General features: G+C 73.7%; 17 protein-coding genes. 11 read left to right on the top strand and 6 right to left on the bottom strand.

From position 1 onward, the window contains the following. Nucleotides 1-236 precede the first annotated feature (236 nt). The 3 genes from AB0N31_RS02505 to AB0N31_RS02495 form a co-directional block, all read right to left on the bottom strand. On the bottom strand, nt 237-1,160 hold the full coding sequence (locus AB0N31_RS02505) for a MurR/RpiR family transcriptional regulator (RefSeq protein WP_366056469.1): 924 nt from the start codon (nt 1,158-1,160) through the stop codon (nt 237-239). 291 nt (nt 1,161-1,451) lie between these two features. After that, nucleotides 1,452-3,374 carry a phosphatase PAP2 family protein gene (locus AB0N31_RS02500; RefSeq protein ID WP_366056468.1) on the bottom strand — a complete coding sequence of 641 codons (1,923 nt, stop codon included), beginning with the start codon at nt 3,372-3,374 and terminating at the stop codon, nt 1,452-1,454. A gap of 334 nt (nt 3,375-3,708) precedes the next feature. Then, on the bottom strand, nt 3,709-4,617 hold the full coding sequence (locus tag AB0N31_RS02495; RefSeq protein WP_366056466.1) for a BadF/BadG/BcrA/BcrD ATPase family protein: 909 nt from the start codon (nt 4,615-4,617) through the stop codon (nt 3,709-3,711). Nucleotides 4,618-4,965: 348 nt separating this feature from the next. Between AB0N31_RS02495 and AB0N31_RS02490 the strand changes: the two genes are divergently transcribed. The 5 genes from AB0N31_RS02490 to AB0N31_RS02470 all read left to right on the top strand — a co-directional run bounded on the left by AB0N31_RS02490 (nt 4,966) and on the right by AB0N31_RS02470 (nt 11,470). Then, the gene (locus AB0N31_RS02490) at nt 4,966-6,099 is read left to right on the top strand and encodes an ROK family protein (protein WP_366056465.1); all 1,134 of its coding nucleotides are present in this window, start codon (nt 4,966-4,968) and stop codon (nt 6,097-6,099) included. Nucleotides 6,100-6,369: 270 nt separating this feature from the next. Further along, nucleotides 6,370-7,701 (top strand): extracellular solute-binding protein, encoded by a 1,332-nt coding sequence (locus AB0N31_RS02485; protein ID WP_366056463.1) that lies wholly within the window; start codon nt 6,370-6,372, stop codon nt 7,699-7,701. 46 nt (nt 7,702-7,747) lie between these two features. Continuing rightward, nucleotides 7,748-8,725, top strand: coding sequence for a sugar ABC transporter permease (locus AB0N31_RS02480; RefSeq protein ID WP_366056461.1), 978 nt, complete (start codon nt 7,748-7,750; stop codon nt 8,723-8,725). A 33-nt stretch (nt 8,726-8,758) separates the two neighbouring features. Then, on the top strand, nt 8,759-9,637 hold the full coding sequence (locus AB0N31_RS02475; protein ID WP_366056460.1) for a carbohydrate ABC transporter permease: 879 nt from the start codon (nt 8,759-8,761) through the stop codon (nt 9,635-9,637). A 6-nt stretch (nt 9,638-9,643) separates the two neighbouring features. Next, nucleotides 9,644-11,470, top strand: coding sequence for a hypothetical protein (locus tag AB0N31_RS02470; RefSeq protein ID WP_366056459.1), 1,827 nt, complete (start codon nt 9,644-9,646; stop codon nt 11,468-11,470). A gap of 12 nt (nt 11,471-11,482) precedes the next feature. Here the strand turns inward: AB0N31_RS02470 and AB0N31_RS02465 are convergent, their stop codons facing one another. Both AB0N31_RS02465 and AB0N31_RS02460 read right to left on the bottom strand, forming a co-directional pair. Next, the gene (locus AB0N31_RS02465) at nt 11,483-12,118 is read right to left on the bottom strand and encodes a DUF6461 domain-containing protein (RefSeq protein ID WP_366056458.1); all 636 of its coding nucleotides are present in this window, start codon (nt 12,116-12,118) and stop codon (nt 11,483-11,485) included. Nucleotides 12,119-12,249: 131 nt separating this feature from the next. Beyond that, nucleotides 12,250-12,930, bottom strand: coding sequence for a nucleoside/nucleotide kinase family protein (locus AB0N31_RS02460; RefSeq protein WP_366056457.1), 681 nt, complete (start codon nt 12,928-12,930; stop codon nt 12,250-12,252). A gap of 73 nt (nt 12,931-13,003) precedes the next feature. Here AB0N31_RS02460 and AB0N31_RS02455 point away from each other — a divergent pair, with 73 nt between their 5' ends. The 5 genes from AB0N31_RS02455 (at nt 13,004) to AB0N31_RS02435 (ending at nt 19,034) form a co-directional block, all read left to right on the top strand. Then, a complete protein-coding gene (locus tag AB0N31_RS02455; protein WP_366056456.1) occupies nt 13,004-13,399 on the top strand; it encodes an SgcJ/EcaC family oxidoreductase in 396 nt (131 codons plus the stop codon). Between the two features lie 64 nt (nt 13,400-13,463). Next, nucleotides 13,464-14,225 carry a beta-phosphoglucomutase family hydrolase gene (locus AB0N31_RS02450; protein ID WP_366056455.1) on the top strand — a complete coding sequence of 254 codons (762 nt, stop codon included), beginning with the start codon at nt 13,464-13,466 and terminating at the stop codon, nt 14,223-14,225. Beyond that, nucleotides 14,222-16,567 carry a glycosyl hydrolase family 65 protein gene (locus AB0N31_RS02445; protein WP_366056454.1) on the top strand — a complete coding sequence of 782 codons (2,346 nt, stop codon included), beginning with the start codon at nt 14,222-14,224 and terminating at the stop codon, nt 16,565-16,567. Before AB0N31_RS02450 ends, AB0N31_RS02445 begins: the two co-directional genes overlap by 4 nt. 184 nt (nt 16,568-16,751) lie before the next feature. Then, nucleotides 16,752-18,248 carry a hypothetical protein gene (locus AB0N31_RS02440; RefSeq protein WP_366056453.1) on the top strand — a complete coding sequence of 499 codons (1,497 nt, stop codon included), beginning with the start codon at nt 16,752-16,754 and terminating at the stop codon, nt 18,246-18,248. 312 nt (nt 18,249-18,560) lie between these two features. Beyond that, entirely contained in the window at nt 18,561-19,034 is a 474-nt protein-coding gene (locus tag AB0N31_RS02435) for a DUF5709 domain-containing protein (RefSeq protein ID WP_366056452.1), read from the top strand. 264 nt (nt 19,035-19,298) lie between these two features. Here AB0N31_RS02435 and AB0N31_RS02430 read toward each other — a convergent pair whose 3' ends face one another. After that, complete coding sequence (locus tag AB0N31_RS02430) at nt 19,299-19,505, bottom strand: hypothetical protein (RefSeq protein WP_366056451.1); 207 nt, start codon at nt 19,503-19,505, stop codon at nt 19,299-19,301. A gap of 313 nt (nt 19,506-19,818) precedes the next feature. On the opposite strand from AB0N31_RS02430, the gene AB0N31_RS02425 reads away from it, so the two are divergent. Then, complete coding sequence (locus AB0N31_RS02425) at nt 19,819-22,110, top strand: MMPL family transporter (RefSeq protein ID WP_366056450.1); 2,292 nt, start codon at nt 19,819-19,821, stop codon at nt 22,108-22,110. Nucleotides 22,111-22,229: the final 119 nt, after the last annotated feature.

The following is a 22,229-nucleotide window of genomic DNA, read 5'->3' as shown; positions in this document are numbered from 1 at the left end:
GCCGCGGGCGCTCGTTCCGGCGAGGCCCCGAGCGCCCTCGGCGCCGACGCGGGTGGGTGACGGCGGCTTCGGGTGCTCGTTCTGGTGCCCTTGGCGGGCGGGTGCGGCCGTGAGCAGTATTTATATATGCCGTCTGCTTTGCAAGACGTATGAAAACATTCATGCTCGATTTGTTCGCAATGATCCGCCGGCGATTCCGAGGGGCGGGGGTGGGGGAGCCGGCGGTCGGCGCCGGGTCACTCCCGCAGGAAGAACTGGTGCTGCTCGGCGATCTGCTCGTACTCCTCGAGCCGCGCCTGGGTCCGTTCCGGACCGGCGTCCGTCATGGCCTGGAGCAGCGCCGCGGCCATCACGCCGGGGGCGGCGTAGGAGTCGAACACCAACCGTGAGCCGGTCCCGGTGGCGAACGCGACGTCCGCCTCGTCGGCCATCGGACCCAGCGCCAGGTCGGTGACCAGCGCGACCTTGAGGCCGGCGCTGCGCGCGACCCGCACCGCGGTCAGCGTCTCCTGCGCGTGCCGGGGCATCGAGAACGCCAGCACCCACGTCCCGCCCGCCTCCCGCGACTGCAGCAGGGCGTCGTACGCCACGCTGCCGCCCCGGGTCACCAGCCGTACGTCCGGGTGGATGCGGCGGGCCGCGTAGGCGAAGTACTCCGCGAGCGAGGCCGAGATGCGCAGGCCCAGGACGGTCAGCGGGGTGGACGCCGACAGCTGCCGGCCCACGTCGATGACCCGGTCCGGGTCGGCGAAGTCACGGCGCAGGTTCTCCAGGTTCTCCAACTCCGCGTCGACCGCCGCCTGGAGTTCGTTGCTCCGGTTCTCCTCGGCCGCCGCCGGACCGCCCGAGAGCGTGCCGAGCGCGATCGCCTGGAGCCTCTCCCGCAGCGCCGGGTAACCGCTGAAGCCGACCGCCGCCGCGAACCGGGTCACCGAGGGCTGGCTGACCCCGACCCGCTCGGCCAGGTCGGTGATCGACAGGAACGCCGCCTCGGTGAGGTGCTCGATCAGGTACTGGGCGATGCGCCGTTGCCCCGGGGACAGATGGGGTCCGTCGAAAAGCGTCCTGAGCCGGGAGGTCGCGGACACCTCCGCCTCCGGATCGGTCTTGCCCGAGGTGATCGTGGTCGCCTGTGCGCGTGCCTGCTGAGGCGATGGCACCGGTCCTCCTCCGTGTTCTCCCACGAGGCTCAACATAGCCCACGGACCCTGCCCGGCCGGGTGCGCGAGAGAGCGGGACCGGGCCCGGGGAGAGGGTGGCGGAGCGGAGGGAGGCGGGCCGCGACACGAGGCGGGGCGCGCGGGCGGGAGGAGGCCGGGGGAGGGGAGCGGGCAGGTACGGGGGAGGGGAGCGACGGCGTACGGGCGGGAGCGGACTGCAGGTGCAGATGCGGGTGCAGGTGCGCGTGCAAGAGCTGGTCGACCGTCGGACCGCTCCCGTCCGTCAGGGCGTCAGCGCCGCTCGATGCGCACGGACAGACCGTCCGCCGTGTACACCGGCACGGCCCGCAGGCGGTCGGAGCCCGCGCTCAGCTCGACCCGGTCGAAGCGGCCGCGCAGCGCCGGGGCGTCGATCACGCGGACGGTGCTGCCCGCGGCCGGCGGGCGTTCCGCGTCCAGACGCAGCGACAGCACGCTGTCCGCGCCCAGCACGACCCGGCGCGTCACGGTCAGGACCGCCTTGCGCCGGCCCGCGCGCAGGGTCGGCTCCAGCGTGCCGGACTCCTGGGCGAACAGGCCGTGCACCTGGACCGGTTCGTCGACGCGGAGGGTCCCGCCCAGCACCCGGACGTCACCGTGGCCCAGTGCGTGCGCCGACGCCGACACCAGCACGCCGTCCCGCACGACCGTCCCGCCGGTGTACCGGTTGCGGCCGGTCAGGGTGAGCGTGCCGGTGCCCCCCTTGGTCAGACCGCCCCGGCCGCCGATGTCGTTGCGCCAGGCGTCGGCCGCCTGGAAGCCGCCCGCCGACGCGTCCGGCGCGACCGTCACGTCCGTGTCGAAGGAGCCGTAGCCGTCCGCGGCGGTGAACAGGTCCAGGCGGCCCCACTGTTCGAAGCCGTCCAGCAGGACGTACCCGGCGGGCAGCGCCGTGGTGCGCAGCACCTCGCGGCGCTGGGCCGCGGTCAGGTACGGCAGCCGTGTCTCCAGCAGCACCTCCGCACCCTTGGGCACGGTGAGCGGCTCGTCGCGGCCCTCGCGGGTGAGCACGTACGTCAACCGGTCCCGCACGGCACGGTGGTTGGCGCTCCGGTCGGCGTAGCGGTCGCCGGCGTCGGAGTGCGCGTGGGCGTACAGGGTGTCGGCCGTGGTGCCGGTCCGCTGCGTGAAGTAGGCCAGGGCCTGTGCCCGCGCGGCCTTCTTCAGCTCGGCGTTGGCGGGGTCGGCCAGCGCGGCGGCGGCGAGGGCGGTGGCCATGATGCGCCCGCCCATGACGTCGACGGTGGAGTGCATGCCGGAGACGATCCGGGTGTGGCTCAGCTCGAAGGCGCGCGTGACCAGCTCCTGGAACCGCTCGGGCACCGCGTACGCGAAGGCCAGCGCGGCCAGGTGGAAGGCGTTGGTGTGCCCGCTGGGGAAGCCGCCGTCGTCGACGGGGGAGGTGCTGCGCTGTCGCAGCAGCTGGGTGACGACGACCACCTCCGAGTCGTAGACCGGGTAGCCGAGGGCGTCGGTGCGGCCGGTGTCGACGACCTCGCTGTCCTCGTTCATGCGCCAGGGGCGCGGGTACTGGAAGGCGTACTTGCCGGGGTTGCCGGACGCGAACGGGCCGCGCACGGTGTCGACGAGCTTGGCCACCTGCCCGAGGTCGGAGGTGTACGACCCGGCGCCGAGCGCGGAACCGGCCGGGGCGTCGGCGGGAACGGCGTCGCTGACCGTGGTCGGGGGAGTGGTGTCGGGGGCGGTGGTGATCGAGGTGACCGCCCTGGCGCCCGCGCGGTAGAGGTCGGCGAGCGGGCCCAGGGCGCCGATCATCGCGTAGCTCTGGTGCTGGCGGTCGTGGACGAACGCCTCTCTGGCCTGCGCCTCCGTGCGGGCGGCGGTGACGCGGGCGCAGTAGCGCATGTTGGCGCGCAGCACGTCCGGCCGCAGCGCCGTGCCGGTGTCCCAGGCCGCACCCGTCTTCCAGACCTGCGCCATGCCGCCGAGGGCGCGCACCACGGCGTTGGTCCCGGGCGTGAGGTTCGCCATGACGTTGCTCCGGTAGTCGTCGACGAACGCCGGTGCGGCCGTGGCGGCCTTGGCGTCGGCGGCGGCGAGCCAGGAGACCAGGGTGGGGGCGGCGAGCAGCGCGGCGGAGCCGCCCAGCGAGGCCTTGAGGAAGCCGCGTCGGTTGACGGCGGACGGCGTGCGGGGCCCGGCGGTTGACGGCATGGAGGTGCCTCTCTCGGATGGTTCGGCCGTGCGGCCGGGGAGGTCGGACGATCGGGTGCGACTCTGAGCGGTCGTGTCGGTCCGTGAGCCGATCGGTGCGTACGTGCGAAGATCTACGGCCGTGTCGTGTCCCGTCGGCGAGGTTCCGGCGACCGCGGCATGTCCCGCGGGTGAACGCGGCGCCGGTGCCCCGGGGCGTGTGCCTGTGGGGCGACGCGGTGCCGGTGCCCCGGGCCGCGAGCGTGCGGGTGGGGTGAGCGGGGGGCGCACCGGGAGACCGGGGAGACGGGGTCGCGGCGAGGACGGCGGCCACCGCCTGAGCGCGGACGCCCCGTCACGACAGCCCCCGGGCCAGCGCGATCGCCCCCTGCACGGGCGGTACCCGCAGTGCTCTCGCCCGGGCCCCCGGCACGGCCTTCGCCAGTGCCGTGGTGAACGCCTCGAACAGCGCCGGTTGCGCGAGCACGGTCCCGCCCGCGACCACGACGTCGTCCACGACGACCCCGCGGGCGGCGAGCCGGGCGACCAGTGCGGCGAGCGCCCCGCCGGCCCCGGTGATCACGGTGCGGGCGAGCGGGGAGCCGTCGGCGGCGGCCGCGAAGACGGCGGGGGCGTGCCCGCCCCACTCGGCCGAGAGGTCGGCGGCGGCCTCCAGCGCCGCGCCGAGCGCCGGCACCTCGGACACCCCGAGCGAGTCGAGCAGCCCGCGCGTGAGGCGTTCGGGGCGCTCCCCGCGGTCGTGGGCGGCCCACACGGCGCGGGCCGCCTCCCGCACCAGACCGGCGGCGCCGCCCTCGTCGCCGAGGACCGCGCCCCAGCCGCCCACCTGGACGGCGCTGCCGTCGGGCAGCCGGCCCACGGCCACCGAGCCGGTGCCGGCGACCAGGCCGACGCCCTTGTCGAGTCCGGCGGCGGGGACGAGGAGTTCGGCGTCGCCGACGATCCGTGCGGGCACGCCGAGGAGGGTGCCGACGGCGGCACCGATCGCGGCGCCCTGACGGGGGGTCTCGCACGCGTGGGCGCCGACGGCGAGGGCGGACGGGCGGGCGCCGGCGGGCAGTGCGTCGCGCACCAGCGCGGCCAGCCAGCCCGCGGCGGCGGCCGGGTCGTGCGGCCGCCAGCCGCCGCTGGCGCGGACGTGGTCGGCGACGAGGTCGCCGCCCGCGAGCGCGCGGAGATGCGTCTTGGTGCCGCCCACGTCGATGCCGACCAGCAGGGGGCACGCGGGAGGGGATTCCTGCACGGATCCTCTTTCGTCGTTGCGCTGAGCTGCGACGGCGGGCGAACCGTGTCCTGGGGACAGGACAAAAGCAGGAGAGGGGAAGGTGGCGAAGCCCCGGGACGGGCCTCTGGCGGAGCACGGCAGGCGAGTACCGTGATGTTCGTTAGGAAGTTAACTAACGAAGTACAGTGCGTCAAGAGTCGTCGCGCGCTCGGGTCCGGGCGCGTTCCGGCCGGGCCGGGAACGCGGGACGCCGGCCCTTCCCCGGCCGTGTTCCGCGGGGCCGATCGCAGGGATGATCGCCTCCGTGAGCGCGGCCCGTGACCTGAGTGGCCCGTGACCTTGACTGGGGGAACCGTGGAACACGTCGTGGCAAGAGCCCCCCGCCTGACCGAGAGCGCGGGTGCGGTGTTCGCCGTGCTGGCCGAGGCGGGCAGCGCCACCCGGCCGCAGCTCGCGACCCTGGCGGGTCTGTCCAAGCCGACGGTGTCCTCCGCCGTCGCGGAGCTGGAGGGCGTCCGCCTCGCGGCCCACTCCGGCACCTCCTCCGGAGGTACGGGCCGGTCCGCGGCCGTGTACCGGCTCGGTCCCGCCGCCGGGGCCGTGCTCGCCGTCGACCTCGGCCCGGCCCTGACCCGGGTGCGCGGCTGCGCCCTGGACGGCACGCTGCTCGCCGAGGCCACCGGCCCGCGGGCGGGCGCCGCCGACGTCGTACGGGAGGCGCTCGACGCGCTGCCGGCGGACGCCCCGCTGCGCACGATCGTCGTCGCCGTGGGCGATGTCACCGCGCCCGGGGAGCGGGGCGGCGGCATGCGCCCGGCGACCGCCAAGGCCGGTCCGCTCTTCGACGCCGTGGCCGTGGCGCTGCCGCCGGGGGTGCCGGTCCACCTGGAGAACAACGTGAACTGCGCCGCGCTGGCGGAGCTGCACGAGGGTGCGGCGCGGGGCCGGCACACCTTCGGCTACCTGCGGATCGGGGTCGGCATCGGCCTCGGCATCGTGGTGGGCGGACGGGTGCTGCGCGGGGCGAACGGGGCCGCCGGAGAGCTGGCCCGGCTGCCCTACCCCTGGACCGACGGCCGCGAGCCGCGGCACGAGGCCCTGGAGGATTACATGGGCGCCCGCGCCCTGCTGCGGCGCGCCGCGGAGGTCTGGGGCGAGGACGACGGGCCGTGTCCGCGCACCACGGACCGGCTGCTCGCCCTGGCCGGGAAGGGCAGCGCCCCGGCCCGCGCCGTCCTGGACCGGCACGCCGTGGACGTGGGGCGGCTCGCCGCCGCCGTGATCGCCGTACTGGACCCGGGGCTGGTCGTGCTCGGCGGCAGCACCGGCGCCGACCCGCGGCTGCTGCCCGGTGTGCGGGCCGAGGTGGAGAGGCTGAGCTGGCCCACCGAGGTGGTCAGCAGCACCGTCGGTGACCTGGGCACCGTCGTCGGCGCGGCCCGGCTCGCGGTGGCCCGGGGAGTCCAAACCGTGACCGAGGCGGCGCGGACGAAGGATTGACGGCCTCCGACTCGGTCTGCCAATGTCCGGACAAGCGCTTTCTAAGTCGGCCGGGACGCCGACTTGGGGGAGGCGTCCCGCCCGTACCCGAGGTACGGCAGCCGCACGAGGGCGTGCTCGTGTGACGACGGCCATGGCAGCCGGGGATCCCCACCCGTCAGGATGGCGCGGCCGGGCGAGGCCGCACTTCCGGAAGGCGTCATTCCGAGCAGTATGCCCGTGCCGCATCGACCGGCCGGGACGTCCATCACGCACCTCAGGGAGGACCCGGTGGGTCACCAGATCTCGCGCAGAACCCTCTTCCGCACCGCGAGCGGTCTCGCCGTCGCCGGCGCGCTCGGCAGCTCGCTCGCGGCCTGTTCCGGCGGCACCGGGGCCGGCAGCACCAGCAGCAGGCTGACCATGACCTGGTGGGGCAGCGACGAGCGGCACGCAGCCTACAAGAAAGCGCTTGCCGCATTCCAGAAGGACAACCCGAAGATCGAGATCCAGGAGACCTACTCCGGGTACGACGGGTACTTCGACAAGTTCAACACCAACGTCGCCGGCGGCAGCGCGCCCGACCTCATGCAGATGGACACCGCGCTGGTCGCCCAGTACGCCCGCAAGGGGGTCCTCGCCCCGCTCGACGAGTACGTCGGCAAGGAGCTGGACCTCACCGGCTTCTCCAAGACGCTCCTGGCCAACGGCACCGTCGACGGCAAGCTCTACGGCGTCCCGTCCGGCATCGGCGTCAACCAGCTCACCGTCAACCGCAGCGGCCTGGAGGCGCTCGGCCTGAAACTGCCCGACCGCGAGTGGACCTGGGCCGACCTCAGGGAGGTCGCCCGGCAGGTCTACAAGAAGAGCGGCGGCAAGACCTACGGCGTCGACGACGGCGGCGGCGGCACCCTGCAGTGCTTCGAGATCTTCGCCCGGGAGAAGGGCCAGACCTTCTTCTCCGAGGACGGCAAGAAGATCGGCTTCACCGCCGACACCCTGCAGGAGTGGTGGGAGTACTGGGCCGAGATGCGCAAGCTGAACGCCTGCCCGCCGCCAGCCGTCACCTCCGCCGCGCACAACGACCTCACCAAGAACGCGGTCGTCATCGGCAAGGCCCTGTTCACCTTCGACTCCGGCGTCTACGGCGCGGGCGGCTCGATCACCGACGCGCAGCTGGACTTCCTGCCCACTCCGCAGGGTGACTGGTCGGGCGCGCGCGAGGGCAACTTCGTCAACGGCGGTGTGCTGCTGAGCGCCACGAAGAAGAGCAAGCGGGTGGCCGACTCCGTCAAGATCATCTCGTTCATCGCGCAGGACGACGCCGCGATCAAGGACTTCCAGCTGCTGCGCGGCATCCCGCCGACCGACAAGGCCCGCAACCTGATCTCCGCCGGCCTGTCCGAGACGGACAAGCTGAACATGGCGAACGCCGACTACATCTCCCAGCGGGTGGCCAAGGCCACCGACGCGCTGCCCAACCCGGTGCCGCCGCCGCAGGGCGCCGACCAGGTCTGGGACCTGCTGTTCCAGTCCAACCTCGCCGTCGCCTTCGGCAAGAAGTCGATCAAGGCGCAGTCCGGCGAGTTCTTCGACCAGGCGGCGGGCGTCCTGTCCGCGTAACCCGCACCGCACGCAGGAAGACCGGGAGAGGGTCAGGGAGATGAGTATGACCACCGCGAAGTCCGACGAGGTCGTGAAGGAGACGCCGGCCCCGGCGACCCCTTCCGACCAGCGGGAGCGCGAACGGATGCGACGCCGCCTCGCCAGGAAGCGGGGCGGGGGCTGGTGGCCCTACGTCTTCCTGGCCCCCTGGTTCGTCGGCCTGTTCGGCCTGACGATCTACCCGATGCTCGACTCGCTGTACCTGTCCTTCACCGACTTCGACCTGCTGACACCGCCGCAGTGGGCCGGCACCGGCAACTACGAGCGGATGTTCACCGACGACCCGGTCTTCTGGGACACGGTGCACGCCACCCTCCTCTACGTCGTCGTGTCGGTCCCGCTGAAGCTCGCGCTGGCGCTCGGGGTGGCGATGCTCCTCAACCGGGACCTGAAGGGCATCGGCCTCTACCGGGCCGCCTTCTACCTGCCCTCGCTGCTCGGCGGGGCGGTGGCCGTGGCCATCGTGTGGCGCCAGGTCTTCGGCGGCGACGGCCTGTTCAACGACTTCCTCGGCTGGTTCGGCATCGAGGGCCAGGACTGGATCTCCAGCCCCGACACCGCCATCTACACGCTGATCCTGCTCGCCGTCTGGCAGTTCGGCACCCCGATGGTCATCTTCCTCGCCGGCCTCAAGCAGTTGCCGAAGGACGTCTACGAGGCGGCCGCGATCGACGGCGTCGGACCCGCCACCCGCTTCTTCAGGATCACCCTGCCGTTGCTGACCCCGATCGTCTTCTTCAACGTGGTCCTCCAGATCATCGACGCGTTCAAGACGTTCACCCCCGCCTTCGTCATCAGCAACGGCAGCGGCGGACCCCTCAACTCGACGATGCTGTACTCCCTCTACCTGTACAAGAAGGGCTTCACGGACCTCCAGATGGGATACGCCTCGGCCCTGGCCTGGGTGCTGTTCCTGGTCATCGCAGGCTTCACGGCGGTCAACTTCATCGCCGGCCGTTACTGGGTCCACTACGACGACTGACGCCCGGCGTCCGAGCGAGGAGTCCTTCCCACCATGTCCGTCACCACCCCCGCCGCCTCGCCGCTCCAGAAGCTGCGCTCGGCCACCGGCACCCGCCGGATCTTCCTCCACACCCTGCTCATCGGCGTCGCGGTCGTCATGCTGTACCCGCTGCTGTGGATGCTCAGCAGCTCGATCAAGCCCGACACCGAGATCTTCACCCACCCCGGGCTGATCCCGAACGAGCTGAACCCGCAGAACTACGCCGACGGCTGGAGCGGGTCCGGCAACTCCTTCTCCCTCTACATCACCAACTCGCTGATCGTCACGATCGGCGCGGTGATCGGCAACGTGATCTCCTGCTCGCTGGCCGCCTACGCCTTCGCGCGCTTCGAGTTCCGCGGCAAGAAGATCTGGTTCGGCCTGATGCTCGGCACGCTGATGCTGCCCACCCAGGCCGTCCTCATCCCGCAGTACACGATCTTCTACAACCTGACCTGGATCAACACCTACCTGCCGCTGATCGTCCCGAAGTTCCTCGCGGTGGACGCCTTCTTCATCTTCCTGATGGTCCAGTTCATCCGCTCCATCCCCCGTGAACTCGACCACGCGGCGATGATGGACGGCGCCAACCCCTGGCAGATCTACTGGAAGATCATCCTGCCGCTGATGAAGCCGGCCCTGGTCACCACCACCATCTTCACCTTCATCTGGACCTACGACGACTTCCTGCACCAGCTCGTCTACCTCCAGCAGAACGACAAGTTCACCGTCCCCCTCGGCCTGACCCTGTTCCTGGACCAGACCAGCGGCTCCTCCTACGGCGCCATGTTCGCCATGTCGACACTCGCCCTCCTGCCGACGCTCATCTGCTTCCTCATCTTCCAGAAGCGGCTGGTCGAAGGCCTGGCGACCTCCGGCATGAAGGGCTGAACGGACATGCACCTCCCGCACCAGCGCGGCCCGCTGCACGACCTCCCGGACACCCCCGAGGCCTACGACGCCGTCCTCGCCGACGTCACCGAGCAGGCCCTGGCCCGGCTGACGCCCGAGGGCGGCCTCGAACACCCCGACTGCGCCGACGACATCGGCGACACCTCCCTCGGCATCACCTCCCTGCTGGCACTGGCCTGGCAGCGCTCCGGGGATCCGCGCCTGCCGGAGGCCGTGCGCCGCAGCGTCGGCTTCCATCTGCGCGAGCGGGTCTACCGCGAGGACAACCCCGGCTACCCGAACCTGAGGATCCGCGACTCCGGTCTGCCCTACGCCCGTTACGCCCTCGCGCCGGGCGCGCACCCCGTCGGGGACTGGCCGAGCACGGTCTGGGCGCTGCTCCAGGCGGTGAACGTGACCGAGGCGGCGGCCGGCCTGCTCGACGACGGACCGCGGCACGAACTGCTCCGGGTCGCGCACGGCTACTGGCGCTGGCTGACCGAGGCGACCTTCTTCAACCCGCAGGAGGCCGCCAACCAGGCCATCGGCTGCGTCGTCGGCGGCCTCATGCTGGCCCGGCAGCTCCCCGGCCTCGACGGCGAGCCGGTGCGCGCCCGGGCCATGGAGCTGTACGAGCGGGAGATCCGCGCCCACCGCGTGCGCGACCGCGGCGCCCTGCTGCCCCCCGAGCACGGCGGCGCCTACGACAACAACTACGGCCCGATCTCCCTGTCCTTCCTCGCCCAGGCCCACCGGGTCAGCGGCGAGGAGGTGTTCGCCCGCGACGGCGACGCGCTCGCCCGCTACCTCGATGCCCGGCTGACCAACGGCGGCTTCGACCACGGCGGCCCCCGCTACAGCGAGCAGCACTCCGGTTTCGAATCGGTCCTCGGCCTGCGCTACTTCGGCCACCGGATCGGCTCCGACCTCGGCCGCTACCGGGGCGACACCCGCTGGGGCCGGCACGCCGTGAAGGCCGACGGCGGCGTCGACGGTCACTTCGCGTGGATGCTGGTCTGGCAGATCCAGGACACCACCCGCTGGCACCGCCGGCCCGCGGAGGGCACTGCACGCCACCAACTGCGCGCCGGCACCGTCTCGGTGGCCTTCGACGACCGGATGACCCCCTCCCTGATCGAGGCGGGCGGCACCTACTGGCTGCCTGCCGCCGTCGCCCGGCAGCACGGCTTCGGCCCGGTCACCGACGGCTTCCTGCTGTGCCGCCCGATGGGCGAGGTGCGGGTCCGCGACGTCCGCGCCGGCGGCCTGACGGCCAAGCTGGTCACCAAGCCGGTCGTCGGCCGCGACCACGTCCTGCGGTACGTCCGCTCCCTGTACGTCACCGACGGCACCCTGCTGTGGGCGACGGTGGCCGTCGAACGCCTCGGCGGCACGCCGTACCTGTTGGCCGGCCTGCCGTACGCCGAGGACGACGGCGACCGGGTGCGGCGCACGGCACGCGGCGAGGCCGCCTCGGCCGGCCCCCTGCGGCTGACGCACCCGCGGGCCGAGGGCCCGGAGCACTTCGACGCCCGGGCCGAACTCACCCAGGAACAGGCCGCGTTCGCCCTCGCCGCCGATCCGCGTGGCTACGGCAACCCGGACGAGGGGTGGCGGCACCTGGTCGACTCGACGGCCCTGGAGGCCGGCCCCGTCCCGGACACCCCCGAGGACCTGCACGTCTTCGCCGTGCGGTACGGCTCGTCCGACCCGCTGACGGTGTCCGTCACCCGGGACGGGTCGGACCTGCTCGTCCGCACCACCGCCTTCACGGCCGTCCTCGGCGGCGACGACGCCCACGGGGAACCGGAGCTGACCCTGCGCGCGGCCTGACCGCGGGTGCGGTCAGGTGTCGAGCGTCATCCGTGGTGTGCCGCGCACCGCGTAGGCCGGCAGCCGCGCGTCCTCGAGGTACTTCCGGGGGAGCGACAGCCCGAACCGCCGCTCCACGACGCCCAGACCGCGACGGTGACCGGTCCGGTGGTCCTCGTCCTCCGACGGGAGGTACGTCTTCCCGTCGGAGGAGAGGACTCCGGCCGCGACGAGGTCGGGCAGGAACAGATCGGGTTCCCGCCCCCAGCGCCACACCTCCTCGCGCAGTCCGAAGCCGCACAGGAAGACGCCGTCGTGGGCGTAGTCCACCGAGGCGGGCGGATGCTCCTGCACGGGCACGTACCGCACGACCTCGGCGCCGTCCCGCGAGATCTCCGCGAGCAGGTCACCACCGGTCGAGTCGCCGTACTCCACGGCGAAGGACCAGCCGCCGCACTCACCGACCCGCACCACCCCGTCCCCGTGATCACCGGGCCGGTACCAGCACACCCCGAGGTGCTCCACCTCCAGGTCCGTGAACGGCCCGGTCGCGCCGTCCGGGGCGCCACCCATGCGCACGGCCAGCTCCTCGGGGGACAACCCGCGGGCGAACACGACACTGGACATCCAGCCCTCACGGTCGACCAACCACACGATTCCGTCACTCATGGCGGGGACCCTCACCGGAGGCACCGACAGCGGGACCGCCGGACTCGATGGTGCCGACGGACGGGTGGGCCCGACCGACCCCGCCCCGCCGTGTCGTGGGGCAGACCGCCTGCCGCGGCAGCGCATGGCGCTCAGCCGACGGATCGCGCTCCGGCCCGGCCCGGCCCAGCGCCGCCCGGCAGCCCCCGCACGACCAGATCCGCGCGGTCGCGCGTGGCCGCCACCAGGCCGGCGTTGCGCCGGTCCGGGCCCTCGACCCAGGCGACCGCCTCCTCGTGGGACTTGCCGAACTCCTCGTGGCGGGCGACCAGTCGGCGCACGCGTTCCGCCTCGTCGGTCTCGCAGAACCACACCGCGTCCAGCTCGGGGCGCACGCGCGCCCACGCGCCCGTGTCCAGCAGCAGGTAGTTGCCCTCCGTCACCACGAGGCGGGCGCCCGGCGGCACCGGGACGGCGCCCGCGACCGGCTGCTCCAGGACCCGCTCGAAGCCGGGCGCGTACACGACGTCGTCGCCGTCCGCCTCCTCCCGCAGCCGGCGCAGCAGGGCCGCGTACCCGGCCGCGTCGAACGTGTCGGGCGCCCCCTTGCGGTCGCGGCGGCCCAGCCGGTCCAGTTCGGCGTCGGCGAGGTGGAAGCCGTCCATCGGCACGTGCGCCACCCAGGGCTCCCCGGTGCCGTTCAGGTCCCGCACCAGGCGCTCCGCGAGCGTGGTCTTGCCCGAGCCGGGAGCGCCGGCGATGCCGAGGATCGCGCGCCGCCCCGGCCGGGTGAGGGAACGTGCGCGGGACAGCAGGTCGTCATAGGTGAGCACACGGCAGAGTCTCGCAGTCCGGAAGGGGAACTGGAGGGGCCGGAGGGGCCGGAGGAAAGGAGCGGGACGGAACATGTCGGAGGACGAGAGGCGGATCCGCGCGCTGATCACGCGCTGGGCCGACGCGGTCCACCACGGCGACCTGGAGGGCGTGCTCGCCGACCACGCCGAGGACCTCCGGCTGTACCACGTGACCCCGCCCGACGACGGCATCCGCGGCCTCGCCGCCTACCGGGCGCTGTGGCCGCCGTTCTTCGCCTGGCAGTCCCGGGGCGCGCTGTTCGAGATCGACGTCCTCGACGTCACCGCCGGCCCGGAGGTCGCCTTCGCGCACGCCCTGCTGCGCTGCGGCACCCCCGAGGAACTGGCCGAACGGCCCACCCTGCGGCTGCGGCTGACGTTCGGTCTGCGCAAGCGGCGCGGCCGCTGGGTGATCGCCCACGAGCACCACTCGTTCCCGCACGACTGACCGCGCGGCACCATGTGGCGCGCGCCACCCGGTGGGGAGCCCGCGGAAGGGGAACGGGACCTGTATGACGACGACGCTCGGTCTTCCGGACACGATCCAGGCCTGCCTCTTCGACCTCGACGGGGTCGTCACACGGACGGCCGTGGTGCACGCGGCGGCCTGGAAGGAGATGTTCGACGGGTTCCTCCGCGAACGCGACGGCGCGGACCACCGGCCCTTCGACTCCTCCCACGACTACGACGAGTTCGTCGACGGCCGCCCGCGCGCGGACGGCGTCCGCACCTTCCTCGCCTCCCGCGGCATCCACCTGCCCGAGGGCTCCCCGGACGACCCGCCGGACGCGGCGACGGTCCACGGGCTCGGCAACCGCAAGAACGAGCTGCTCCTGGCGAAGATCCGCACCGACGGCGTCGAGGCCTACGAGAGCACCCTCGGCTATCTGCGGGCCGCCCGCGCGCGGGGCCTGCGCACGGCGGTCGTCTCCTCCAGTGCCAACACCCGTGACGTGCTGCGCTCGATCGGCGCCGAGGACCTCTTCGAGGTGCGCGTCGACGGCGTGGTCGCCGCCGAGCGGGGACTGCCGGGCAAGCCGCACCCCGACACCTTCCTCGCCGCCGCCCGCGAACTCGGCGTCGCACCGGACCGGGCCGCCGTCTTCGAGGACGCGCTGGCCGGCATGGACGCGGGCCGCGCCGGGCACTTCGGGTACGTGGTGGGCGTTGACCGGGTGGGGCAGAGCGACGCCCTGTACGCCCACGGCGCGGACGTCGTCGTGAAGGACCTGGCCGACCTGGCCGGGCCGGGGGAACTGGGGGAACACGAGTGATCGCCGACCGGTCCTACGCCGTCGAGCCCTGGCGGGTGCGCGAGACGCACCTCGACCTCGACGTCCTCGCCCAGAGCGAGTCGGTGTTCGCCCTGTCCAACGGGCACGTCGGCTGGCGCGGCAACCTCGACGAGGGCGAACCCCACGGTCTGCCCGGCACCTACCTCAACGGCGTGCACGAACTGCACCCCCTGCCCTACGCCGAGGCGGGGTACGGCTATCCGGAGTCCGGTCAGACCGTCATCAACGTCACCAACGGCAAGATCCTGCGGCTGCTGGTCGACGACGAGCCGTTCGACCTGCGCTACGGCCGGCTCGTCTCGCACGAACGCGTCCTCGATCTGCGCCGGGGCGTCCTGGAACGCACCTGCGAATGGACCTCGCCGGCCGGCTCGACGGTCCGGGTGCGCTCCACCCGGCTGGTCTCCCTCAGCCAGCGCGCCATCGCCGCCGTCGCCTACGAGGTGGAGGCCGTCGGCAGCCGTTGCCGCGTCGTCGTCCAGTCCGAACTCGTCGCCAACGAGAGCCTGCCCGAGCCCGCCGCCGACCCGCGGGCCGCGCGGGCGCTGAAGTCGCCGCTGGAACCGGAGGAGGACGTGGCCGTCGGCCGTCGGCTGCGGCTGGTGCACCGCACGCGGCGCAGCGGACTGCGGGTGGCCGTCGCCGCCGACCACACCGTCACCGGCCCCGGGAGCACCACCACCGACAGCGAGAGCAACGTGGACGTCTCCCGCCTCACCGTCACCTCCGTGCTGGAGCCCGGCGAGACGCTCCGGGTGGAGAAACTGGTCGCGCACGGCTGGTCCGGCACCCGCTCCCGGCCCGCGATGAGCGACCAGGTGGAGGCGGCGCTCGCGGCGGCCGGACACAGCGGCTGGCAGGGCCTCCTCGACGAACAGCGGGACTACCTCGACGACTTCTGGGCCCGCGCGGACGTGGAGGTCGACGGCGACGAGGAGATCCAGCAGGCCGTCCGCTTCGCCCTCTTCCACGTCCTGCAGGCCGGCGCCCGTGCCGAACGGCGCGCCATCCCCGCCAAGGGGCTCACCGGCTCCGGCTACGACGGCCACGCCTTCTGGGACACCGAGACCTTCGTCCTGCCCGTCCTCACCTACACCGCGCCCGACGCCGTCGCCGAGGCCCTGCGCTGGCGGCAGGGCACCCTGGACGCGGCCCGCGAGCGGGCCGCCCAGCTCGGACTGGGCGGCGCCGCGTTCCCCTGGCGCACCATCGAGGGTTCGGAGGGGTCGGCGTACTGGCCGGCCGGCACCGCCGCCTTCCACGTCAACGCCGACATCGCCGACGCCGTCGTCCGGTACGTCGCGGCGACCGGGGACACCGCGTTCGAGCGGGACACCGGCGTCGAGCTGCTGGTGGAGACCGCCCGCCTGTGGCGCTCCCTCGGCCACCACGACGCGCACGGCGTCTTCCACATCGACGGCGTCACCGGCCCCGACGAGTACAGCGCGGTCGCCGACGACAACACCTACACCAACCTCATGGCGCGGGCGAACCTCCTGGCCGCCGCCGACGCCGTCGAGCGCCACCCGGAGGAGGCGGCCCGGCTCGGCGTCGACGAGGAGGAGTCCGCGGCCTGGCGGGACGCCGCTGCGGCCGTGCACATCCCCTACAACGACGAACTCGGCGTCCACGAACAGCACGCCGGGTTCACCCGCTACCAGCGCTGGGACTTCGACGGCACGCGCCCCGACCAGTACCCCCTGCTGCTGCACTTCCCCTACTTCGACCTCTACCGCAAACAGGTCGTCAAGCAGGCCGACCTGGTGCTGGCGATGTACACCTGCGGCGACTTCTTCGACGCGGAGCAGATCGCCCGCAACTTCGCCTACTACGAGCCGCTCACCGTCCGCGACTCCTCCCTCTCGGCCTGCTGCCAGGCCGTCGTCGCCGCCCAGGCGGGCCATCTGGACCTGGCCTACGCCTACACGGCCGAGGCCGCCCTCATGGACCTGGCCGACCTGGAGCAGAACACGAGCGACGGGCTGCACATCGCCTCACTGGCCGGCACCTGGATGGCGCTGGTCGCCGGGTTCGGCGGGCTGCGCCGGGACGGCGACCGGACCCTGTACTTCTCGCCCCGGCTGCCACAGGCGTTCAGCCGCCTGGCCTTCTCCCTCCAGTTCCTCGGCCGCCGTCTGCACGTCGAGATAGGCCACGAGAAGGCCACGTACACCCTGCTGTCCGGGCCGCCGCTGACGATCGACCACCACGGCACGCCGGTCCACCTCAACGGCGACGGACCCGCGGTGCGGCCCGTCCCGCCCGCCCCCGCACGGCCGGCCCCCGAGCAGCCGCGGCACCGCCGCCCGCACGTCCGCTAGCTCCGGTCGTCGCCCTCCCGCCCGCCCCGCGGCGACGGCGGGAGGGCGACGACCGGGCCCGGCCCGGCGGCCGTGCGCGCACCTGGCCGTACAACACCCTGCGTGCCCGCTCCTCGCGCGTTAGTTTGGCCACGTTTTTCCGGTCACCGGCAAGCGGCGGGCAAGCGACGGGCAAGGGGCGCACATGGCCGACGGCAGGAACGTCACGCTCGTCGGCGCGCGACGGGGCGCGCCGACGAGCGTGCCCGGCGCGCCCTGGCGGGCCCACGGCTCCCGGCCGCTCGCGGCCGTCGCCGCGGCCTTCACCGTCGCCCAACTGGTCCTCGTCGGGCCGGGCCTGGGCCTCGGGTGGGACGAGACGGTGTACGTCAGCCAGATCTCCGCCCAGGCCCCGCCCGCCTTCTTCAGCGCGCCGCGCGCCCGTGGCGTCTCCCTGCTGGTCGCGCCGGTGACGTCCTGGTCGACCTCGACCGAACTGCTGCGCGTCCACCTCGCCGTGCTGTCCGGGCTCGGGCTCTACCTCGCCCTGCGGGTCTGGCGCCCCTTCTTCCCGCCCCGCGTCCTGGCCGCCGCGGCCGCCCTGTTCGCCTCCCTGTGGGTGACGCTGTTCTACGGCCCGGCGGCCATGCCCAACCACTGGGTCGCGATCGGCGCCCTCGCCTGCGTCGGCTGCTTCCTGCGGGCCCGTGCCGACCGCGCCGACCGGACGGCCCTGTGGGGCGTCGCGGCGGGCGCCGCCCTCATGGCCTGGATGCGTCCCACCGACGCCGTCTGGACCACCCTCCCGCTGCTCGTCCTGCTGATCCCGGCCCGGAGCGGCCGCCTGGCCCTCGCCCTGCTCGCGGGCCTCGCCACCGGCGGCGGCCAGTGGATCGCCGAGGCGTACCTCAGCCACGGCGGTCTCGGCCGACGGCTCTCCGAGGCCTCCCGCATCCAGGGCGGCCTCGGCCGGCACTTCGCCGTCGACGACCAGTTGCGCAGCCTCGTCGGCCGGACCCTGTGCCGCCCCTGCACCGGCCCCCTGCCCGACCCGGTGATCGTCGCCTGGTGGTGCCTGCTGCCCCTGGCGGCCGCCGCCGGTCTCGCCGTCGCGGCCAGGGCCCGCCGCACCACGCCGACGCTGCTCCCGCTGGCCTGCGCCGCGACCGCCGCCGTGCCGTACCTCTTCCTGATCGGCTACGCCGCCCCGCGCTTCCTGCTGCCCGTCTACGCGCTGCTCGCCGTCCCGGTCGCCGACGCGCTGTCCCACCTGGTCACCGCGCCGGGCGGCCGAGTGCGCCCGGTCGCCGCCGGGCTCCTCGCGCTCGGCCTCGCCGGACATCTGGCGGTGCAGTACGTCGTCCTGGACCGGGCCGTGGACCGGATCGCCGCCGACCGCCGCGACTGGGCCCGCACCGCCGCCGACCTGCACCGGTTCGGCGTACGCCCGCCCTGTCTGGTCACCGGCACGGAGGCCATTCCGGTCGCCTACTACGCCGGCTGCGCCTCGGCCAACCCGCGCGGCCACAACGCCAACACCACCGAGGCGGGCATCGCGCGCACCGCCGACCGGGTTCCCACCGCCGCCCTCTCCCCGCCCGGCGGCCCACCGCCGCCGTACGCCCGCGGCTGGCGGACCCGTCCGTCCGCCGGACTCGACCTGCACCTCGCGCCGTCGCCGCCCGGCGACCGGACGCGATGACCTCCGAGCGGGTCGCCGCCGTCCGGCCGGCCCACCGGCACCGGTTCGTGCCGCACACCGGGGCCGTACGGCTCGCCGGGACGGTCCTCGCGACGCGGGTGGGGAGGGCGCGGGGACACCGTCCCGCCCCTGCGCCGGGGACTGCCACCCCGGGGCCGCGAGGGGTGACCGCCCCGCCGGCCGGTCTTTCAGGAGGGGCGGACGGATGACGTCCGCGTCCGCCCGTGCGGTGGGCATGTGCCACGGTTGGGGCGCGTGCGACGGGATACGCGGACGGGGACAGAGCAGCCGCAACAGCCCCGGGAGGCATTCATGGGCACGGAGCCCGAGACGACCGCCGACGACGCCTACCAGCCCACCGGCACCAACGAGGAGCAGGAGGACGCGGCGCCGCTCGACCTCCAGGACGCGCTCGACGAACGGACCTACGACGACATGCTGGACGAGGGCTACTCCCCGCCGGAGAAGCCGCTCGGCGTCACCAAGTACGGCACCACCGCGGCCGAGCAGCACGAGGGGGAGAGCCTCGACCAGCGCCTGGCGCAGGAGGTTCCGGACGTGTCCGAGCCCGCCGGGGACGGCGTCGGCGACCTGCCGCGGGGCGAGGGCGAACCGGTCGACCCGGAGGCGGGCGAGGCGCGGGCCGGCCGCCTGGTCGCGCCGGACCAGGGCGCGCATCCGGACGCCACCAAGGAGGAGATCGCCGAGGACGTCGGCATCGACGGCGGCGCCGCGGGCGCGGAGGAGGCCGCCGTGCACATCGTGGACGACCACGACCTCCCCTAGGGTCTCCCGGTCCCCGATGCGGTCCGCCCCCCGGACGCGGTCCGCCCCCCGATGCGGTGCGACCCCCGACGCGGTCCGGCTCCCGCCGCCGGTCGGCGGCGTCGGGGGCGGTGGCCTTCCGGTCGTCGGGACCGGTGCCGGGGCCGAGAACGGGCATGCCGACGACGGGCGCCTCCGGTGTCCGGCAGTCCGGAGGGCCCGTCGAAAGAGGGTGAACCGGCGGCGTCCGGCACCGGGCGGGAACCGGTTCACCACGAGGTCGGGTCAGGGAAGCATCTTCTCGATGCAGTCCGGCCCCTCCGCCTCCAGCTTGCGCCGGGCCCACTCGAGGTTGCTCGGGGTGAGATCCCGGCCGGTGGCCAGGACCATGTCCTCGGGCGACACCTCGGTGCCGGTGCGGGTGTGGAGCAGGTTGTCCGGGGTGGCGCGCTCGGCGGGCGGCCGGGAGGGATCGGGCTCGGTGGTCGGCATGGTCACGGCTCCTCGGTCCGGAGGGCTGCTGCGGCCCCGGTGCGGTCATGGGGTCCACTAACACCATTCATCGCGAGAGCGAAGTGTGCATCCCGGGGGCCCGGGCCCCACCGGACGGGCCGGAAGCGAGCCCCTGCGGCGTTCGGGGAGCGGGGTCCGGGGCGGAGCGCCGAGTCGGGACCGGAAGGGGGCGGGAGCGGGCGAGGGCCCGGTCACCCCGAATGCCCACCCCGGATGCCCACCCCGACCGACCGGCGTCTAATGGGTCGTATCGGGGCACGGCGAACCACCTCCGGCAGCGAAGGCGCGGCCCATGGACTCCAGCGCGACGCCGCGAGGCGGCGCACTCCGGCGGCTCGGCACCTGGTGTGCCCGCCACTTCCTCGTCGTCATCGTCGGCTGGCTGGTCGCCCTCGTCGCCCTCCAGGTACTCAGCCGCACCTACGGCGGAACCTACTCCGACGACTTCTCCCTGCCGGGCGTCCAGTCCCAGCAGGGCCTGGACGTGCTGGAGAAGCACGATCCCCAGGCCGGCGGGTACGGCAGCCAGATCGTCCTGCACGACAGCGGGCAGCCCCTGACGGCGCTCGACTCGCAGATGTCCACCACCGTCGCCGACCTGCAGAAACTCCCGCACGTCCTGTCGGTGCAGAACCCGCTCACCCAGACCTCCTCGAAGGTCGGACCGGTCTCGGGCGACGGGAGGACCGCTTACCTCACCGTCCGCTTCGACGTCCAGCCCGCCACCCTCGGCGACGACTACCTCGACGGCGTCGACCAGGCCGTCCAGCCCCTGCGGGCGGCCGGCGCCGACGTCGAGTACGGCGGCCCCCTCGGCGAACTGGCCCGCCCCGCCCCCGACGACCGGATCAGCGAACTGATCGGCTTCGCCGTCGCCGTCGTCGTGCTGCTCGTCGGCTTCGGCAGTGTCATCGCCGCGGGACTGCCCCTGCTGACCGCCCTGATCGGCGTCGTCGGCGGTCTCGCCTGCCTCGGCCTGCTCGCCGCCGCCTTCACCTTCGCCACCGTCTCGCCCACCCTCGCCACCATGATCGGACTCGGCGTCGGCATCGACTACGCCCTCTTCCTGGTCACCCGGCACCGGCAGAACCTCATGGACGGCGCGGACCCGGCGCGGGCCGCCGGACAGGCGACCGCCACCAGCGGACGGGCCGTCCTGGTCTCCGGCTGCACGGTGATCATCGCGCTGGCCGGCCTGTACGCGTCCGGGGTGAGCTTCATCGGCAAACTGGGCCTCGCCGCCGCCGTCACCGTCGTCTCCGCCGTCGTCGGCGCCCTCACCCTGGTGCCCGCCCTGCTCGGCCTCGTCGGCCGGCGCATCGACCGCTACCGGGTGCGCACCCCCGTCGCGGAGACGGAGACCGGCGGCGCCGTCGACGCGCCCGGCGCCCCGGCCCAGGGCACCTGGCACCGCTACGCGCTGCGCGTGGAACACCGGCCCTGGCACTACCTCGCCGCGGGCCTCGTCACCATCGCCGTCCTGGCCGTCCCGGCGTTCTCCCTCCAGTTCGGCCACATCGGCGACGGCGCCGACCCGACCTCCTTCACCGACCGGCGCGCCTACGACCTGATGACCGACGCCTTCGGACCCGGCTCCAACGGGCCCCTCACCGTCGTCATCGACCAGAGCGCCGTCCCCTCCGACCAGCGCTCCGCCCTCTCCGCACAGGCGCAGAAGACCCTCGGCGCCGTACCGGGCGCGGCCACCGTCACCCCGCTCACCCCGACCCAGGACGGCGACGTCCTGCTCGCCACCGTCTACTCCGAGAACTCGCCGCAGAGCGCCGCCACCACCGACCTGACGAACCGTCTCGTCGACGACACCCTCCCCGACGCCGTCTCCGGCACCGCCGCCGAGACCTACGTCACCGGCACCACGGCCGCCCAGGTCGACTTCCGCGACATCGTGGCGAGCCGGCTGCCGCTCATCATCGGCGTGGTCGTCGCGCTGGCCTTCCTGATCATCCTCGCCGTCTTCCGCGGCCTCCTGGTCGCCGTCAAGGCCGCCGTCCTCAACGTCCTGTCGATCACGGCCTCCTACGGCGTCGTCGTCGCCGTCTTCCAGTGGGGCTGGGGCGGGCCCGCCCTGGGCGTCTCCGGCACGGTGCCCATCGAGAGCTACGTGCCGATGATGATGTTCGCGATCATCTTCGGCCTGAGCATGGACTACGAGATCTTCCTGCTCTCCCGCGTGCACGAGGCCTGGCTGCGCACCGGGGACGCCAAGGCCTCCGTCGCCCACGCCCTGGAGATCACCGCCCGGGTCATCACCTGCGCCGCCCTGATCATGGTGAGCGTCTTCGCCGCGTTCATCGTCAGCGACAACATCGTCGTGAAGATGCTCGGCCTGGGCCTCGCGGTCAGCGTGCTCGTCGACGCCACCGTCGTCCGGCTGCTCATGGTCCCGGCGGTGATGACCCTGCTGGGCCGGCACGCCTGGTGGACCCCGCGGTGGCTGGACCGGATCCTGCCGCACATCGACGCCGAGGGCGAGGGGACGGCGGAGGGGACGGCGCCGGAGCGGCCCGCGGCGGCCGTCGGGAAAAGCGAGGGACGGCCCGGCGGGGGAGCCCCTACGGTGTGACCGCACGCCCGACGGCCACGGAAGGAGGCGAGCGCCGTGCAGTCCGCATCCCCACGATCCCCGCGCTCCCGCCCCGTGGCCCCGGCGTGCCGCGTCAGACCCTCGTCGGACCGCCCGGG

The sequence above is a fragment of the Streptomyces sp. NPDC051051 genome, from assembly GCF_040682975.1.
Classification (GTDB): domain Bacteria; phylum Actinomycetota; class Actinomycetes; order Streptomycetales; family Streptomycetaceae; genus Streptomyces.
This window is presented reverse-complemented; position numbering and strand designations above follow the sequence as displayed.

Bases quoted from the DNA above. Each gene is read 5' to 3' on its own strand.
- AB0N31_RS02500 (WP_366056468.1), bottom strand. From the start codon at position 3,374: ATGCCGTCAACCGCCGGGCCCCGCACGCCGTCCGCCGTCAACCGACGC.
- AB0N31_RS02480 (WP_366056461.1), top strand. From the start codon at position 7,748: ATGACCACCGCGAAGTCCGACGAGGTCGTGAAGGAGACGCCGGCCCCG.
- AB0N31_RS02475 (WP_366056460.1), top strand. From the start codon at position 8,759: ATGTCCGTCACCACCCCCGCCGCCTCGCCGCTCCAGAAGCTGCGCTCG.
- AB0N31_RS02470 (WP_366056459.1), top strand. From the start codon at position 9,644: ATGCACCTCCCGCACCAGCGCGGCCCGCTGCACGACCTCCCGGACACC.
- AB0N31_RS02465 (WP_366056458.1), bottom strand. From the start codon at position 12,118: ATGAGTGACGGAATCGTGTGGTTGGTCGACCGTGAGGGCTGGATGTCC.
- AB0N31_RS02455 (WP_366056456.1), top strand. From the start codon at position 13,004: ATGTCGGAGGACGAGAGGCGGATCCGCGCGCTGATCACGCGCTGGGCC.
- AB0N31_RS02450 (WP_366056455.1), top strand. From the start codon at position 13,464: ATGACGACGACGCTCGGTCTTCCGGACACGATCCAGGCCTGCCTCTTC.
- AB0N31_RS02440 (WP_366056453.1), top strand. From the start codon at position 16,752: ATGGCCGACGGCAGGAACGTCACGCTCGTCGGCGCGCGACGGGGCGCG.
- AB0N31_RS02435 (WP_366056452.1), top strand. From the start codon at position 18,561: ATGGGCACGGAGCCCGAGACGACCGCCGACGACGCCTACCAGCCCACC.
- AB0N31_RS02430 (WP_366056451.1), bottom strand. From the start codon at position 19,505: ATGCCGACCACCGAGCCCGATCCCTCCCGGCCGCCCGCCGAGCGCGCC.
- AB0N31_RS02425 (WP_366056450.1), top strand. From the start codon at position 19,819: ATGGACTCCAGCGCGACGCCGCGAGGCGGCGCACTCCGGCGGCTCGGC.